This is a genomic window from Caballeronia sp. LZ016 (assembly GCF_031450805.1).
GTDB lineage: Bacteria > Pseudomonadota > Gammaproteobacteria > Burkholderiales > Burkholderiaceae > Caballeronia.
On sequence record NZ_JARTVY010000001.1, the window covers coordinates 1,338,058 to 1,352,567 of the forward strand.

The 14,510-nt window shown below is 65.0% G+C and carries 12 protein-coding genes; 9 read left to right on the forward strand and 3 right to left on the reverse strand.

Annotation, left to right across the window (positions count from 1 at the left end; translation table 11 throughout):
- The first annotated feature begins 10 nt into the window (after nt 1–10).
- The gene (locus P9220_RS06415) at nt 11–589 is read left to right on the forward strand and encodes a barstar family protein (RefSeq protein WP_309764074.1); all 579 of its coding nucleotides are present in this window, start codon (nt 11–13) and stop codon (nt 587–589) included.
- Nucleotides 590–665: 76 nt separating this feature from the next.
- On the opposite strand, the gene P9220_RS06420 is transcribed toward P9220_RS06415, so the two are convergent.
- Both P9220_RS06420 and P9220_RS06425 read right to left on the reverse strand, forming a co-directional pair.
- Nucleotides 666–1,403, reverse strand: a complete 738-nt coding sequence (locus P9220_RS06420; RefSeq protein WP_309764075.1) for a 16S rRNA (uracil(1498)-N(3))-methyltransferase — start codon at nt 1,401–1,403, stop codon at nt 666–668.
- A gap of 18 nt (nt 1,404–1,421) precedes the next feature.
- Entirely contained in the window at nt 1,422–1,835 is a 414-nt protein-coding gene (locus tag P9220_RS06425; RefSeq protein ID WP_309764076.1) for a VOC family protein, read from the reverse strand.
- 377 nt (nt 1,836–2,212) lie between these two features.
- Between P9220_RS06425 and tkt the strand changes: the two genes are divergently transcribed.
- A complete protein-coding gene (tkt, locus tag P9220_RS06430; protein ID WP_309764077.1) occupies nt 2,213–4,264 on the forward strand; it encodes a transketolase in 2,052 nt (683 codons plus the stop codon).
- A gap of 45 nt (nt 4,265–4,309) precedes the next feature.
- Nucleotides 4,310–5,320 (forward strand): type I glyceraldehyde-3-phosphate dehydrogenase, encoded by a 1,011-nt coding sequence (gene gap, locus P9220_RS06435; RefSeq protein ID WP_309764078.1) that lies wholly within the window; start codon nt 4,310–4,312, stop codon nt 5,318–5,320.
- Nucleotides 5,321–6,037: 717 nt separating this feature from the next.
- Here the strand turns inward: gap and fur are convergent.
- Complete coding sequence (fur, locus tag P9220_RS06440; RefSeq protein WP_309764079.1) at nt 6,038–6,466, reverse strand: ferric iron uptake transcriptional regulator; 429 nt, start codon at nt 6,464–6,466, stop codon at nt 6,038–6,040.
- A gap of 174 nt (nt 6,467–6,640) precedes the next feature.
- On the opposite strand from fur, the gene P9220_RS06445 reads away from it, so the two are divergent.
- From P9220_RS06445 to P9220_RS06470, 6 genes are all read left to right on the forward strand, one after another.
- Nucleotides 6,641–7,432, forward strand: a complete 792-nt coding sequence (locus P9220_RS06445) for an outer membrane protein assembly factor BamE (RefSeq protein ID WP_309764080.1) — start codon at nt 6,641–6,643, stop codon at nt 7,430–7,432.
- Between the two features lie 123 nt (nt 7,433–7,555).
- The gene (dapB, locus tag P9220_RS06450; RefSeq protein ID WP_309764081.1) at nt 7,556–8,353 is read left to right on the forward strand and encodes a 4-hydroxy-tetrahydrodipicolinate reductase; all 798 of its coding nucleotides are present in this window, start codon (nt 7,556–7,558) and stop codon (nt 8,351–8,353) included.
- A 420-nt stretch (nt 8,354–8,773) separates the two neighbouring features.
- Complete coding sequence (gene leuS, locus P9220_RS06455; protein ID WP_309764082.1) at nt 8,774–11,368, forward strand: leucine--tRNA ligase; 2,595 nt, start codon at nt 8,774–8,776, stop codon at nt 11,366–11,368.
- Between the two features lie 53 nt (nt 11,369–11,421).
- The gene (gene lptE / locus P9220_RS06460) at nt 11,422–11,973 is read left to right on the forward strand and encodes an LPS assembly lipoprotein LptE (protein WP_309765405.1); all 552 of its coding nucleotides are present in this window, start codon (nt 11,422–11,424) and stop codon (nt 11,971–11,973) included.
- A 30-nt stretch (nt 11,974–12,003) separates the two neighbouring features.
- A complete protein-coding gene (holA, locus tag P9220_RS06465; RefSeq protein WP_309764083.1) occupies nt 12,004–13,101 on the forward strand; it encodes a DNA polymerase III subunit delta in 1,098 nt (365 codons plus the stop codon).
- A gap of 129 nt (nt 13,102–13,230) precedes the next feature.
- Nucleotides 13,231–14,502 (forward strand): glutamate-5-semialdehyde dehydrogenase, encoded by a 1,272-nt coding sequence (locus P9220_RS06470; protein WP_309764084.1) that lies wholly within the window; start codon nt 13,231–13,233, stop codon nt 14,500–14,502.
- Nucleotides 14,503–14,510: the final 8 nt, after the last annotated feature.

The following is a 14,510-nucleotide window of genomic DNA, read 5'->3' on the forward strand; positions in this document are numbered from 1 at the left end:
GATTAACGGCATGAGCGACAACATCTACGCGCACGACAACGGCGTCGCGAGTGATCTTTTCGCCACCGGCGATGGCAACCTGTTCCAGCGAGTATTGCGGCTACGGATGACAGAACACGACAACAGACCCGATGACGAGCCGAATCCGCCGCACAACACGGAGGCGGGCGGGCATCCTCAGGAGGAACCGGAGTCTCTTTTCTCGACGGTGCGGCCGAATATCGTGCAGTCCATACGCGCGTTCCGCGTGCAGGAACTCGCCGACGAGGCCACCCGGCTCGGTCAGCATTTTCTCTATGCGTACCTCGGCCAGGCGCAAAGCAAACAGGAAGTGCTGGAGACGATCGCGCTGTCTTTTCTCTTCCCGAAGCACTTCGGCAAGAACTATGACGCGCTCTATGACTGCCTGACCGACCTCGTCCACAAGGCGGGTTCGCAGCCCGGCTTCGTGATCGTGCTGGAGCAACTGCCGATCGCGCAGAAATTCGACAAGGAAGGGCGCGAGACGCTGCTCGACGTCTTCCGCGACGCGGCCGAATTCTGGGCCGAGCGGCGCGTGGCGTTCCGCGTGTTTTATTCGTTCGTCTGACGTTCCGGCGTCAGATGCAAGACAGCCCGATGAGCACGCTCATCGGGCTGTTTTCATTGGAGCGGCGGAAAACACGTCACCAGCCGCCCCAGCGTGCCGCGAGCGCGGCCAGCACCGCGATGCCCGCCGTTTCGGTGCGCAGCACGCGCGGCCCGAGCCCGAGCGCTGAAAATCCCGCCTCCGCAATTTGGGTTTCCTCTTTCGGCGAGAAGCCCGCTTCCGGACCGATCACCAGCATCACGCGACCGCGCGGCGGTTCCGCGGGCAGCGCGGCGAACGCGACTTCGGCGCGCGGCGACAGCAGCAGGCGCAAATCGCCATCCGATGCAGCGGGCAAATCCGCGAGCCATGCGGAAAGATCGCGCGGCGGCGCGACGTCCGGCACGCGATTGCGGCCGCATTGCTCGCACGCGGCGCGCACGAGCGCCTGCCAGTGCGCCTGACGCCGCACCGCGCGTTCGCCAGTGAGCCGCACCACGCCGCGCTCCGCCGTCAGCGGTTCGATGCCCGAGACGCCCAGCTCGACCGACTTTTCGATGAGCCAGTCCATCTTGTCGCCGCCCGCCACGCCCTGCGCCAGCGTCACGCGATACGGCGGCTCGGCTTCGCGCTCGCTATGCGTATCGATACGAACGAGCGCCGTCTTTTTTGCGATATCGACGAGCACGCCGTGATGCTCGCCACCCGTGCCGTTGAAAAGCGTGATCGCGTCGCCGGGCGAGAGGCGCAGCACCTGCACGTGGCGCACGACATCGTCTGGAAGGGAAAGGGTTTGGCCCGCCGTGAGCGCGCCGTCAACATGGAAACGTGGCATGAGAGGCTGACGAACCGTTCAAGTCAGATGCCGCGCAATCGCCCAGCGATAACCGTCCGGATCTTCGATCTGCGCGAAACGGTCGCCCCAGAACTGATCCTGCGGCTCGATCAGCGGCTTCGCGCCGACCGCGAGCGCCTGCGCGAACGTAGCGTCGACGTCGTCGACATAGAGATAGAAGGACTGTGGCGCCATCTGGCCAGCGCTCTTCGGCGTGCGTGCCTGCGACCCGTAGGCGCCTTCGGGCGCGAACATGACGATCAACTGCCCGCGATACGTCATCTCGACGTGGATGATCGTGCCGTCGTCGTCGACGCTGTCGCGCACGACGAAGCCGAGCGCCTTCTCGTAGAAGCCGATGCTCACGCGCGCGTCCTGCACGGTGAGATAGGGCGTCAACCAGGGGACGTCGGCGGGGCGGGGATCGGTCATCGAAAGCACTCCTTCAAGCTTCGGTTGCTCAGGCAATTGACGGGCATTTTGCCACGAGGCGCTAAGGCGGCGGGGCGCGCAGCCTTCGCCGGCTGTGTCCGATGCACGCCGAATGCCCGCCCGAACTGCCGGGCACCGCACGTTCAGCGCGCCGCCGCACGCCTGTCGATCGGACCGGTCTGTTAGAATGACCGACTCCCGATCCTCGTCGTTTCTCGTCGTTCCGGTCTTGAAAACGTGGCGTGTTCATGGTGTGCGCATGATGTGCTGCGAGGCCGGCGTCCGGTGCGAAAGCATCGGCTGAAGGTATGCGGCAAGAAGCACCGTGGATCATTTCTGCACCTGCCCCAAAGCTCTCGTAGCCGCCGACACCCGACATGACGATCCCGACTTCCAGCCCGACCGCCCTCATGGCCAACGCAATCCGCGCGCTCGCCATGGACGCCGTTCAACAAGCCAATTCCGGCCATCCCGGCATGCCGATGGGCATGGCTGAAATCGGCGTCGCGCTGTGGTCGCGCCATCTGAAGCACAATCCGGCGAATCCGCACTGGTTCGATCGCGATCGTTTCGTGCTCTCGAACGGCCACGGCTCCATGCTGCTGTACGCGTTGCTGCACCTCACCGGCTACGACCTGCCGATGAGCGAGCTCAAGAACTTCCGCCAGTTGCATTCGAAGACGCCGGGTCATCCCGAAGTAGGTATCACGCCGGGCGTCGAGACGACCACCGGGCCGCTCGGCCAGGGCGTCGGCAACGCGGTCGGCATGGCGCTCGCGGAAGCGCTGCTCGCCGCCGAATTCAACAAGGCCGACGCGAAAATCGTCGATCACTACACCTACGTCTTCCTCGGCGACGGCTGCCTGATGGAAGGCATCTCGCACGAAGCCTGCTCGCTCGCGGGCACGCTCAAGCTGAACAAGCTGATCGCGCTCTACGACGACAACGGCATTTCCATCGACGGCCATGTCGAGCACTGGTTCCACGACGACACCCCGAAGCGCTTCGAAGCGTACGGCTGGAACGTGATTCGCGCCGTGGACGGCCATGACGTCGATGCGGTCGATGCCGCCATCGCGCAGGCAAAGAAGTCCGACAAGCCGACGCTGATCTGCTGCCGCACGGTCATCGGCAAGGGCGCGCCGACCAAGGCGGGCGGTCACGATGCGCACGGCGCGCCGCTCGGCGGCGACGAAATCGCGGCGACGCGCGCGGCGATCGGCTGGAGCTTCGAGCCGTTCGTGATCCCGCAGGAAGTCTACGCGGCGTGGGACGGCAAGGAGCAGGGCCAGCGCGCGGAAAGCGACTGGAACAAGGCGTTCGAAGCCTATCGCGCGAAGTACGCACAGCAAGCCGACGAATTCGCGCGCCGCATGAAGGGCGAACTGCCGGCGGACTGGAAAGAGAGCGCAGCGAAGATCATCGAAGACGCGAATCAGCGTGCCGAAACGGTCGCGACGCGCAAGGCATCGCAGCAGGCCATCGAAGGTCTCGCGGCCGCGTTGCCGGAACTGCTCGGCGGTTCGGCCGACCTGACGGGCTCGAACCTGACCAACTGGAAGGCGTCGAAAGCGGTGCGCGCCGCCGGCGATGCCGAAAACGCGAACGCGGGCCACGCCGGCATCCAGTGGGGCAATCACATCAATTACGGCGTGCGCGAATTCGGCATGTCGGCGGCAATCAACGGCATCGCGCTGCATGGCGGCTTCCGTCCGTTCGGCGGCACGTTCCTGACGTTCTCGGACTACAGCCGCAACGCGCTGCGCGTCGCCGCGCTGATGAAGTCGCGCTCGATCTTCGTGTTCACGCACGATTCCATCGGCCTCGGCGAAGACGGCCCGACGCACCAGTCGGTCGAGCACGTTTCCAGCCTGCGCCTGATTCCGCAATTGCAGACGTGGCGTCCGGCGGACACCGTCGAAACGGCGGTGGCGTGGACGCACGCGATCGAGCACGAAGGCCCGTCGACGCTGATTTTCAGCCGTCAGAACCTGCAGTTCTCGCCGCGCAACGACGTTCAGATCGCGAACATTGCGAAGGGCGGCTATGTGCTGCGCAACTGGAACGACGACATTCCCGCGCGCAAGATCATCCTCATCGCTACCGGCTCGGAAGTGCAGCTCGCGATGCAGGCGGTCGAGGCGCTGGCGAAGGAAGGCATCGGCGCGCGCGTCGTTTCCATGCCCTGCACCAACGTATTCGACAAGCAGGACGCCGAGTACCGCGAGCGCGTGCTGCCGAAGGGCGTGGCGCGCGTCGCGATCGAGGCCGGTGTGACGGATTTCTGGCGCAAGTACGTCGGCCTGGAGGGCGGCGTGGTGGGCATCGACACGTTCGGCGAATCCGCGCCGGCCGGTGAGCTGTTCAAGCATTTCGGCTTCACGGTGGAGAACGTCGTCGGGACGGCGAAGGCCGTTCTGGCCGCGTGAGACCGCGTCAGCGAGCAAGGTTTTTTTAAGCCAAGGAGATAGACCATGACGATTCGCGTTGCAATCAACGGCTACGGCCGGATCGGCCGCAACACGCTGCGCGCCTTGTATGAAAACGGCAAGAAGCACGACATCGAGATCGTCGCCATCAACGATCTCGGCGATGCCAAGACCAATGCGCACCTCACGCAGTACGACACCGCGCACGGCAAGTTCCCGGGCCAGGTGTCGGTGGATGGCGATTACCTCGTCGTCAACGGCGACCGCATCCGCGTGCTGGCGAACCGCAACCCGGCCGAACTGCCGTGGGGCGAGCTGAACGTCGACGTGGTGATGGAGTGCACCGGCTTCTTCACGACGAAGGAAAAGGCGAGCGCGCACATCAAGGGCGGCGCGAAGAAGGTCATCATCTCCGCGCCGGGCGGCAAGGACGTGGACGCGACCATCGTGTACGGCGTGAATCACAACGTGCTGAAGGCATCGGACACGGTCATCTCGAACGCATCGTGCACGACGAACTGCCTTGCGCCGCTCGTCAAGCCGCTGAACGACAAGATCGGCCTCGTCAACGGCCTGATGACCACCATCCACGCCTACACGAACGATCAGGTCCTGACCGACGTGTACCACGAAGACCTGCGCCGCGCGCGCTCGGCCACGCACAGCCAGATCCCGACGAAGACGGGCGCGGCATCGGCGGTCGGCCTCGTGCTGCCGGAACTGAACGGCAAGCTGGACGGTTACGCGATCCGCGTGCCGACCATCAACGTGTCGGTGGTCGATCTGTCGTTCATCGCCGCGCGCGACACGACGGTCGAAGAAGTCAACAAGATCATGAAGGAAGCGGCCGAAGGCGAGCTGAAGGGCATTCTCGGCTACAACGACGCGCCGCTCGTCTCTGTCGACTTCAACCACAACCCGGCATCGTCGACGTTCGATTCGACGCTCACGAAGGTGTCGGGCCGTCTCGTGAAGGTGTCGAGCTGGTACGACAACGAGTGGGGCTTCTCTAACCGCATGCTGGATACGGCCGTCGCGCTCGCGAACGCCAAGTAAGCGTTCGAATCCGGTAGCTGTATGCCGTAAAGACAAAGCCGCTCGTGAGAGCGGCTTTGTCGTTTCTTGCGCGCGGTGCGTTGCAGGGACTACGCCAGCTTCTCGCGCAGGAAAGAGACGATGAACGGCGTCGCCACGGCGCCACGCTCGACGCCGTTGCGGGGTCAAGACCGATACGCGCCGCAAGTATTTTCGCGACGCGGCCCGTCATGATCCCTTCGCCGCCTCCTGCGAGCGATTTCAGGAAACCGTCGCCGCGCAAAAGCCCGGTGGCGAAAGCCGCGAAGAAGCTCTTGCCCGCGTGTTCGCCGAGCATGCTTTGGCCATGTTCTTCGGCATGCGCATGTGCGGACTCTGCCGCCGCCCCCAGAATCTGCAGGCTGTTTTCTGCGCTGAATCCCTGGTTGTTCAGCGCTTGCGCCGCCTGAGCGCCTCGCGCCGACGACAGGAATTGGGACACGAGTTGTTGCACGTCCATCGACGCTACTTGAGGTTCGATTCTTGAGCGGCGCAGCGCGGGCCCGGCATCGGCGCGGGCGTCCTGCGTTCGAGCGCCGCCGCTATGACCGCAATCGGTGCGCGGAGTGCCGTCGACGGAAGGCTTTGCACCGAATGTTGCAGACTGCGTAGGGACGAAACAAAACCGCCGTCCATCGAAGCCGATGGACGGCGGCCATGTTCGAACCGTGCAGCGCGCCGACGGGCGGCGCATCGAGCTCAATGCTTGCGGTGCGGGCAGTTTTCCTTCGTGCAGGCGCCGTAAAGCGCGAGCGCATGCTCATGCAGCTTGAAGCCGCGCTCTTTCGCGATCGATTGCTGGCGTCGTTCGATTTCAGCGTCGAAGAATTCTTCGACGCGGCCGCAGTCGATGCACACGAGGTGATCGTGATGCGAGCCTTCGTTCAGTTCGAACACGGCCTTGCCCGATTCGAAATTGCTCCGCGACAGAAGGCCCGCCTGTTCGAACTGCGTCAGCACCCGGTAAACCGTGGCGAGCCCGATGTCCAGTTCTTCGCTGAGCAGGCTGCGGTACACGTCCTCAGCGGTCAGATGGCGCACCGGACTGTGCTGGAAGATCTCCAGAATCTTGAGGCGGGGCAGGGTCGCCTTGAGCCCGATATTTTTGAGATCGGCGGGATTGGTCATGGCTAGGCATCCCTAGAGTACAATTCAAGGTTCCCATAGTAATGCGTTTTTCTGAATCCTGACATCCGAGCGGCACCGGGTGAGAAGCTGAAAGAGGAGCGCGGCCTTCTGGCGCTGTGCGCGAAAGGTGAAATGTTCTCAAAATTTTTATCGAATTGCAGGGAGAGCCGTCGCATGCGGGGAACCATCATCGCAGCAACCCTCGCCGCGTTGCTCGCGGGTTGCTCGACGTACGACAGCGTCACGCAGAAGATCGCGCAAAGCATCACGCCGTATCGCATCACGGTCGTGCAGGGCAACTTCGTATCGCAGGAAGCAGCAAGCCAGATGCAGGTCGGCATGTCGCGCGATCAGGTCCGCGCGCTGCTCGGCACGCCGCTCTTGACCGACATGTTCCACGCGGACCGCTGGGACTACGTCTTCTACTTTAAGCGCGGCTCGGCGTCGGTCGTCCAGCAGCGCGACTTCGTCGTGAACTTCGCGAGCGATCGCGTCGTGAGCTGGTCGGGCGGAGAGAATCTGCCGTCGAACCTGGAACTGCTCGCTGAAATAGACGGCGACAAGGGCCGGAAGGTCGCGAAGCCGGTGGCGGTCGCGGCGGCATCGGGGGCGGCGGCTGCATCGGCGGCAACGGTCACTGCGCCGGCCGGCGAGCCGTCCACGCAGCCGAACCCCTCGGCCGCGTTCGCCGGCGATGCCAACCAGCAAGCCGCGCAGGCCGCCAATCGAGCAACCGCGCAGGTCGAAATGCCGACGGGCCGCACGCAATCGTCGGTGCGCGCCAACGTGCCGCAAACCGCCGGCGCAGCGCCGGGTGCGGGCAGTCAGGGCGGTAATTCGCAGATTCAACTGCAACGCAAGCCGCAGACGATCAACATTCCGGACAGCAGCGCAGTCGGTCCGGCGAGCACGTCGCCCACGCCTGCCAATGCGGGCGGACAAGCGCAGTTCACGATGCCCCAGTAATGCGGGCAAGCTGATCGGGAGGCGCGGCTTCGCGTTTCCCCGCCCGATTCCGCGCCGCGCGGTCCGTTGCGGCGCACGTCACCCGGCCGCGCGCATTGCCGCGCGGTCCAACACGAGACAGCCATGAAGATCGCCATTGCCGGGGCGTCGGGCCGCATGGGCCGGATGCTGATCGAAACCGTTCTCAACGATTCCAATGCGCAACTCGTCGGCGCGCTCGACCGTCCGGGCGTCGAACAGCTCGGTCAGGACGCCGGCGCGTTTCTCGGCAAGAACACGGGCGTCAAGCTGACCGACGACATCGAGCGCGTGTTCGCCGATGCCGACTACCTGATCGACTTCACGCGTCCCGAAGGCACGCTCGCGCATCTCGAGGCGGCGCTGCGCCACAACGTGAAGATGGTCATCGGCACGACGGGCTTTTCGGACGAGCAGAAGGCGCAACTGAAGCAGGCGGGCGAGAGAATCGGCGTGGTGTTCGCGCCGAACATGAGCGTCGGCGTGAACGTCACGCTGAAGCTGCTCGAATATGCGGCGAAGCATTTCGCGCAAGGCTACGACATCGAGGTCATCGAGGCGCATCACCGGCACAAGGTCGACGCGCCGTCCGGCACCGCGCTCGCAATGGGCGAAGTCGTCGCGAAGGCGCTCGGCCGCGATCTGAAAGACTGCGCCGTCTACGCGCGCGAAGGCGTGACCGGCGAGCGCGATCCGTCGACCATCGGTTTCTCGGCGATTCGCGGCGGGGATATCGTCGGGGATCACACGGTGCTGTTCGCGGGCATCGGCGAGCGCGTCGAGATCACGCATAAGTCCGCGAGCCGGTTGTCGTATGCGCAGGGCGCGTTGCGCGCGGTGCAGTTCCTCGAATTGCACGAGACCGGCTTCTTCGATATGCAGGACGTGCTCGGCCTGCGCTGATCGACCTGGCTCGGCGTCGGTCGGCGCAAGCGACTTTCGCGGCACAGCGGGGCATGCGCTGCGCACGCGATCCGGCTCGATCATCTGCTCATGCCGTCCCGGCCGTCACCGCGACGGCATCCCAGCGCATTCATCGTTGCACGGCCACGCCCGTCAACCGCCCGGCGCCCGTCCCGAACGAAGCGCCGCTCCGACCGCAAACGCTCGCGCGCAAGGCTTGACCGCCGATCCGCGCGCGCCAGTACGAACGAACCCGACGGTATAATCGCCCTTTGCCCGTCCGGTGCGCCCGCAAGGTCGGGCAGCCCGCATTCCCGACGAAGACCGAAGTCGAAAGCGAACGCCACGCGGCAACGCGTGCGCAGCCGTGGCAGTTGCCGAGGTCCGTTCCCAGCATTCGCTCCAAGCCAGACACACACCATGCACGATAAATACGTACCCGCCGACGTCGAATCCGCCGCGCAGAGCAACTGGCGCGCGAACGACGTCTACCGGACGACCGAGACGTCGACTAAACCCAAGTTCTATTGCGTCTCGATGCTGCCGTATCCGTCGGGCAAGCTGCACATGGGCCACGTGCGCAACTACACGATCAACGACGTGATGTACCGCTATCTGCGCATGAACGGTCACAACACGCTGATGCCGATGGGCTGGGACGCGTTCGGCATGCCCGCCGAGAATGCAGCGATGGCGAACGGCGTGCCGCCCGCGAAGTGGACCTACGACAACATCGCGTACATGAAGAAGCAGATGCAGTCGATGGGCCTCGCCATCGACTGGTCGCGCGAAGTCGCCACCTGCTCGCCCGAGTACTACAAGTGGAACCAGTGGCTGTTCCTGAAGATGCTGGAGAAGGGCATCGCGTACAAGAAGACGGGCACGGTGAACTGGGACCCGATCGATCAGACGGTGCTCGCGAACGAGCAAGTTATCGACGGGCGCGGCTGGCGCTCGGGCGCGCTCGTGGAAAAGCGCGAAATCCCGATGTACTACCTGCGCATCACCGATTACGCGGATCAATTGCTCGACGATCTCGAAGGCCTCGGCTGGCCCGAGCGCGTCAAGATCATGCAGCAGAACTGGATCGGCAAGAGCTTCGGCGTGAACTTTGGGTTCCCGTACGAAATCGACGGCGAATCCAAGCTCTTGCGCGTGTTCACCACGCGCGCCGACACGATCATGGGCGTCACCTTCGCGGCGATCGCGGCGGAGCATCCGCTCGCCACGCGTCTTGCGCGCGACAATGCCGAGTTGCAGGCGTTCATCGAGGAATGCAAGCGCGGCGGCGTTGCCGAAGCAGATGTCGCCACGATGGAAAAGAAGGGCCTGCCCACGGGCTTCTTCATCACGCATCCGCTGACGGACGAGAAAGTGGAAGTGTGGATCGGCAACTACGTGCTGATGTCCTACGGCGAAGGCGCGGTGATGGGCGTGCCGTCGCACGATGAGCGCGACTTCGCGTTCGCGAAGAAATACGGCCTGGCCATCAAACAGGTCGTTGCCGTCGAAGGCAAGACGTACTCGACCGACGCGTGGGAAGAGTGGTACGGCGACAAGACCGCCGGCCGCCTCGTGAACAGCGGCAAGTACGACGGCATGACGACGGAACAAGCCATCGACGCGATCGCCGCCGATCTGAAGGCAAAGGGCTTCGGCGACAAGCAGATCACATGGCGTCTGCGCGACTGGGGCATTTCGCGCCAGCGCTACTGGGGCACGCCGATCCCGATCATTCACTGTCCGAGCTGCGGCGACGTGCCGGTGCCCGAGCAGGATTTGCCCGTCGTGCTGCCGGAAGACCTCGTGCCGGACGGCACGGGCAATCCGCTCGCGAAGTCGGAAGCATTCCTGAACTGCACGTGCCCGAAGTGCGGCGCGGCGGCGAAGCGCGAAACCGACACGATGGACACCTTCGTCGATTCATCCTGGTACTTCTCGCGCTACAGCGCGCCGGACGCCGCGACGATGGTCGACGAGCGCACCGACTACTGGATGCCGATGGACCAGTACATCGGCGGTATCGAGCACGCGATCCTTCACCTCTTGTACTCGCGTTTCTGGACGAAAGTCATGCGCGACATGGGCCTCGTCAAGTTCGGCGAGCCGGCGAAGAACCTGCTCACGCAGGGCATGGTGCTCAACGAGACGTTCTATCGCGAAGACGCGAGCGGCAAGAAGACCTGGTACAACCCGCTCGACGTCACGGTGTCGCACGACGACAAGGGCCGCCCGGTCGGCGCGACGCTCATCGCCGACGGTCAGCCGGTCGTGCTCGGCGGCGTCGAGAAGATGTCGAAGTCGAAGAACAATGGCGTCGATCCGCAGACGCTCATCGATCAGTACGGCGCGGATACGGCGCGTCTCTTCGTGATGTTCGCCGCGCCGCCGGAGCAATCGCTCGAATGGTCGGGCGCGGGCGTGGAAGGCGCGAGCCGCTTCCTGCGCCGCGTGTGGCACTTTGGTCACGACAACGCCGATGCGCTGCGCCAGCACGGCAAGCTCGATGCATCGACGCTCAGCGACGCCGACAAGACGCTGCGCCGCGAAATCTACAGCGTGCTCAAGCAAGCGGATTTCGACTACGGCCGTCTGCAGTACAACACGGTCGTGTCCGCCGCGATGAAGATGCTCAACGCGCTGGAAGGCGCGAAGAACAGCAGCGCCGGCGTGCTGAACGAAACCTTCGGCGTGCTGCTGCGCGTGCTGTATCCGGTCGTGCCGCATATCACGTTCCAGTTGTGGACGGAGCTCGGCTATGCGGATGTCTTCGGTCCGCTGCTCGACGCGCCCTGGCCGAAGGTCGACGAAGCCGCGCTCGAACAATCGGAAATCGAGCTCGTGCTGCAGGTGAACGGCAAGGTGCGCGGCGCGCTGACGGTGCCGAAGGCGGCATCGCGCGAGGACATCGAAAAAGCCGCCGTGGCGCACGAGATGTTCGAGAAGTTCGCGGAGGGCCGCGCGCCGAAGAAGGTCGTCGTGGTGCCGGGGCGTCTCGTGAACGTCGTCGTCTGATGGCTGAAGCCAGGGGAGTGAGTGTGACGGAGACTTCTACGCCGCGAGCCCGCATGCGCCGGCGCTCGTTTCTCGCGCTTCTGGGCGGGGCTGTCGCGCTGTCCGCGTGCGGCTTCCAGTTGCGCGGCCAGCAGGACTACGCGTTCAAGCGCCTCGCGGTTTCTGGCGGCGCGCCGCAGATGGTCGCGCGCCTCGAACGCCTGGTGCAGGGCGGCAGCGACACGGTGATCGTCAAGGGCTGGGAAAAGCCCGACGCCACGCTCTTTCTTTCCGAAGGGCAGGGCTTGGGCACGCTGAGCCTGAACTCGCAGGGCGTCGTGCAGGAATACGAGCTGACTTACAGCCTGGCTTACTCGCTGATCGGCGCGGACGGGACGGTGCTGATTCCGCAAAGCGTAATCGCGCTGAACCGCGCGATGACCTATAGCGACCAGTACACGCTCGCCAAGTCGCAGGAAGCAACGCTGCTCTACAACGACATGCGGATCGACGCGGTCGATCAGCTGACACGCCGCCTCGCGGTCGTCCGTTCACTGCATCCGTCGCCGAGCGAGCAGACGCCGGGCATCGCGCCGCGTGCGCCGCTGCCGACGCCGCCGCTCTGATCGCGGGCGGTCATCGGTCTATCGTTCATCATGCAACTGAAGCTCGATGCGCTCGAAGCGCACCTCGCCAAAGGCCTGAAGGGGCTCTACGTCGTATATGGCGACGAGCACCTGCTCGCGCAGGAAGCGTGCGACCGCATCCGGGCGACGGCGCGTGCGGCCGGCTTCACCGATCGCACGGTGTTTACCGTCGAGCGCGGGTTCGACTGGAGCGCGCTCATCGGGGCGACGCAGTCGATGTCGCTGTTCGGCGACCGTCAGTTGATCGAGCTGCGCATTCCCACGGGCAAGCCGGGCAAGGAAGGCGCGGAAGCGCTGAAGATGCTCGCCGCCGCCGACAACCCCGACGTCGTCACGCTCGTCACCCTGCCGCGTCTCGATTCGGCGACGCAGAAATCCGCGTGGTTCACGGCGCTGAGCGGCCCCGGCGTCGCGCTGAAGATCGATCCGGTCGAGCGCGCGCAATTGCCGATGTGGGTCGGCCAGCGCTTGTCGCAGCAAGGCCAGCGTGTTGCGCCGGGCGAGGAGGGGCGGCGCGCGCTGGTTTTCATCGCGGAGAGAGTCGAGGGCAATTTGCTCGCCGCCCATCAGGAGATTCAGAAGCTCGGCTTGCTCTATCCGCAAGGCGTGCTGAGCTTCGAGCAGATCCATGACGCCGTGCTGAACGTGGCGCGCTACGACGTCTTCAAGCTCAACGAGGCGATGCTCACCGGCGATGTCGGCCGCCTGTCGCGTATGCTCGACGGCCTCAAGGGCGAGGGCGAAGCGGCGGTGCTCGTGCTGTGGGCGCTCGTCGAAGAAGTGCGGACGCTGCTGCGCATCAAGCGTGGCGTGGCGTCCGGCAAGCCGCTCGCGACGCTGCTGCGCGAGAACCGCGTGTGGGGTCCGCGCGAACGGCTGATCGGACCGGCGCTTTCGCGCGTGACGGAAGACGCGCTCGAAAAGGCGCTGTCGCTGGCGGCGCGGCTGGATCGGCAAGTCAAGGGACTCTCGGGCAGCGCGGGCAAACGCGGCAGCGAACCGCCGCCCGATCCGTGGGCCGGCATGTTCGAGCTCGCGATGGCTGTCGCGCAGGGCGGCCCGCCATCGAAATCTGCGGCGGCCGCCCCGGCACGACCGCGTCGCTGAACGCTTCACGGCTTAGAATGAGTGTTTCAGCGTTCGGCTTTCATGCGCCGGGTGCGCTTTTCCATCGCGCTGATGCCACGCCTCAGCGACGCCGCGCGAGGCGCGGAACCGGCAGACGGAATGACCCAGATGAACATCGACCAATACATGACCGACCTCGGCCGCCGCGCCCGTGCGGCGTCGCGCGCGATGGCGCGGGCGTCGACGGCGGCGAAGAACGAGGCGCTCGTCGCGGTGGCGAATGCGATCGAGCGCGAACGCGATGCGCTGAAAACAGCCAATGCGCGCGACCTCGCGCGGGCGCGCGAGAAGGGCCACGACGCGGCGTTCATCGACCGCCTCACGCTCTTCGACAAGGCGCTGAACACGATGATCGAAGGCTTGCGGCAAGTCGCGTCGCTGGCGGATCCGATCGGTGAAATCAGCGGGCTGAAGTATCGGCCGACCGGCATCCAGGTCGGCCAGATGCGCGTTCCGCTCGGCGTGATCGGCATCATCTACGAATCGCGGCCCAACGTGACCATCGACGCCGCGGCGCTCTGCCTCAAGTCCGGTAACGCGACAATTCTGCGCGGCGGTTCGGAGGCGCTCGAATGCAACACGGCGCTCGCAAAGCTGATCGGCGAGGGGCTGCAGGCGGCCGGGCTGCCGCAGGACGCGGTGCAGGTCGTCGAGACGGCGGATCGCGCGGCGGTCGGCAAGCTCATTACCATGACCGAGTTCGTGGACGTCATCGTGCCGCGCGGCGGCAAGAGCCTGATCGCGCGGCTGATGGAGGAATCGCGCGTGCCGATGATCAAGCATCTCGACGGCATCTGCCACGTGTACGTCGATGACCGCGCCGATCTGACGAAAGCGGCGCCAATCTGCGACAACGCGAAGACGCATCGTTACGGCACGTGCAACACGATGGAAACGCTGCTGGTGGCGCGGGGCATCGCAGGCGAAGCGCTGCCGTTGCTGGCGCGCGCGTTCCAGGCGAAGGACGTGGAATTGCGCGTGGACGCCGAAGCGCGCGCGGTGCTGGAAGCCTCGCAAATCGGCTCGCTGGTGGACGCGACGGAAGCCGACTGGAGCACGGAATATCTCGCGCCGGTGCTGGCCGTGAAGATCGTCGGCGACATGGACGAAGCCATCGCGCACATCAACGCCTACGGGTCGCATCACACGGACGCGATCGTCACCGAAGATCACGACCGCGCAATGCGCTTCCTCCGCGAAGTGGATTCCGCGAGCGTGATGGTCAACGCATCGACGCGTTTCGCCGACGGCTTCGAATTCGGTCTCGGCGCGGAAATCGGCATCTCGAACGACAAGCTGCACGCGCGCGGGCCGGTCGGGCTCGAAGGGCTGACATCGCTGAAATATGTCGTGCTCGGGCACGGCGAAGTGCGGCAGTAAGGCAAGCG

Excerpts from the sequence above, each read along its gene's own strand:
- lptE (WP_309765405.1), top strand. The coding sequence starts at position 11,422 with ATGCGCCGGCGCTCGTTTCTCGCGCTTCTGGGCGGGGCTGTCGCGCTG.
- holA (WP_309764083.1), top strand. The coding sequence starts at position 12,004 with ATGCAACTGAAGCTCGATGCGCTCGAAGCGCACCTCGCCAAAGGCCTG.
- tkt (WP_309764077.1), top strand. The coding sequence starts at position 2,213 with ATGACGATCCCGACTTCCAGCCCGACCGCCCTCATGGCCAACGCAATC.
- P9220_RS06425 (WP_309764076.1), bottom strand. The coding sequence starts at position 1,835 with ATGACCGATCCCCGCCCCGCCGACGTCCCCTGGTTGACGCCCTATCTC.
- P9220_RS06445 (WP_309764080.1), top strand. The coding sequence starts at position 6,641 with ATGCGGGGAACCATCATCGCAGCAACCCTCGCCGCGTTGCTCGCGGGT.
- P9220_RS06470 (WP_309764084.1), top strand. The coding sequence starts at position 13,231 with ATGAACATCGACCAATACATGACCGACCTCGGCCGCCGCGCCCGTGCG.
- P9220_RS06420 (WP_309764075.1), bottom strand. The coding sequence starts at position 1,403 with ATGCCACGTTTCCATGTTGACGGCGCGCTCACGGCGGGCCAAACCCTT.
- dapB (WP_309764081.1), top strand. The coding sequence starts at position 7,556 with ATGAAGATCGCCATTGCCGGGGCGTCGGGCCGCATGGGCCGGATGCTG.
- leuS (WP_309764082.1), top strand. The coding sequence starts at position 8,774 with ATGCACGATAAATACGTACCCGCCGACGTCGAATCCGCCGCGCAGAGC.
- P9220_RS06415 (WP_309764074.1), top strand. The coding sequence starts at position 11 with ATGAGCGACAACATCTACGCGCACGACAACGGCGTCGCGAGTGATCTT.
- fur (WP_309764079.1), bottom strand. The coding sequence starts at position 6,466 with ATGACCAATCCCGCCGATCTCAAAAATATCGGGCTCAAGGCGACCCTG.
- gap (WP_309764078.1), top strand. The coding sequence starts at position 4,310 with ATGACGATTCGCGTTGCAATCAACGGCTACGGCCGGATCGGCCGCAAC.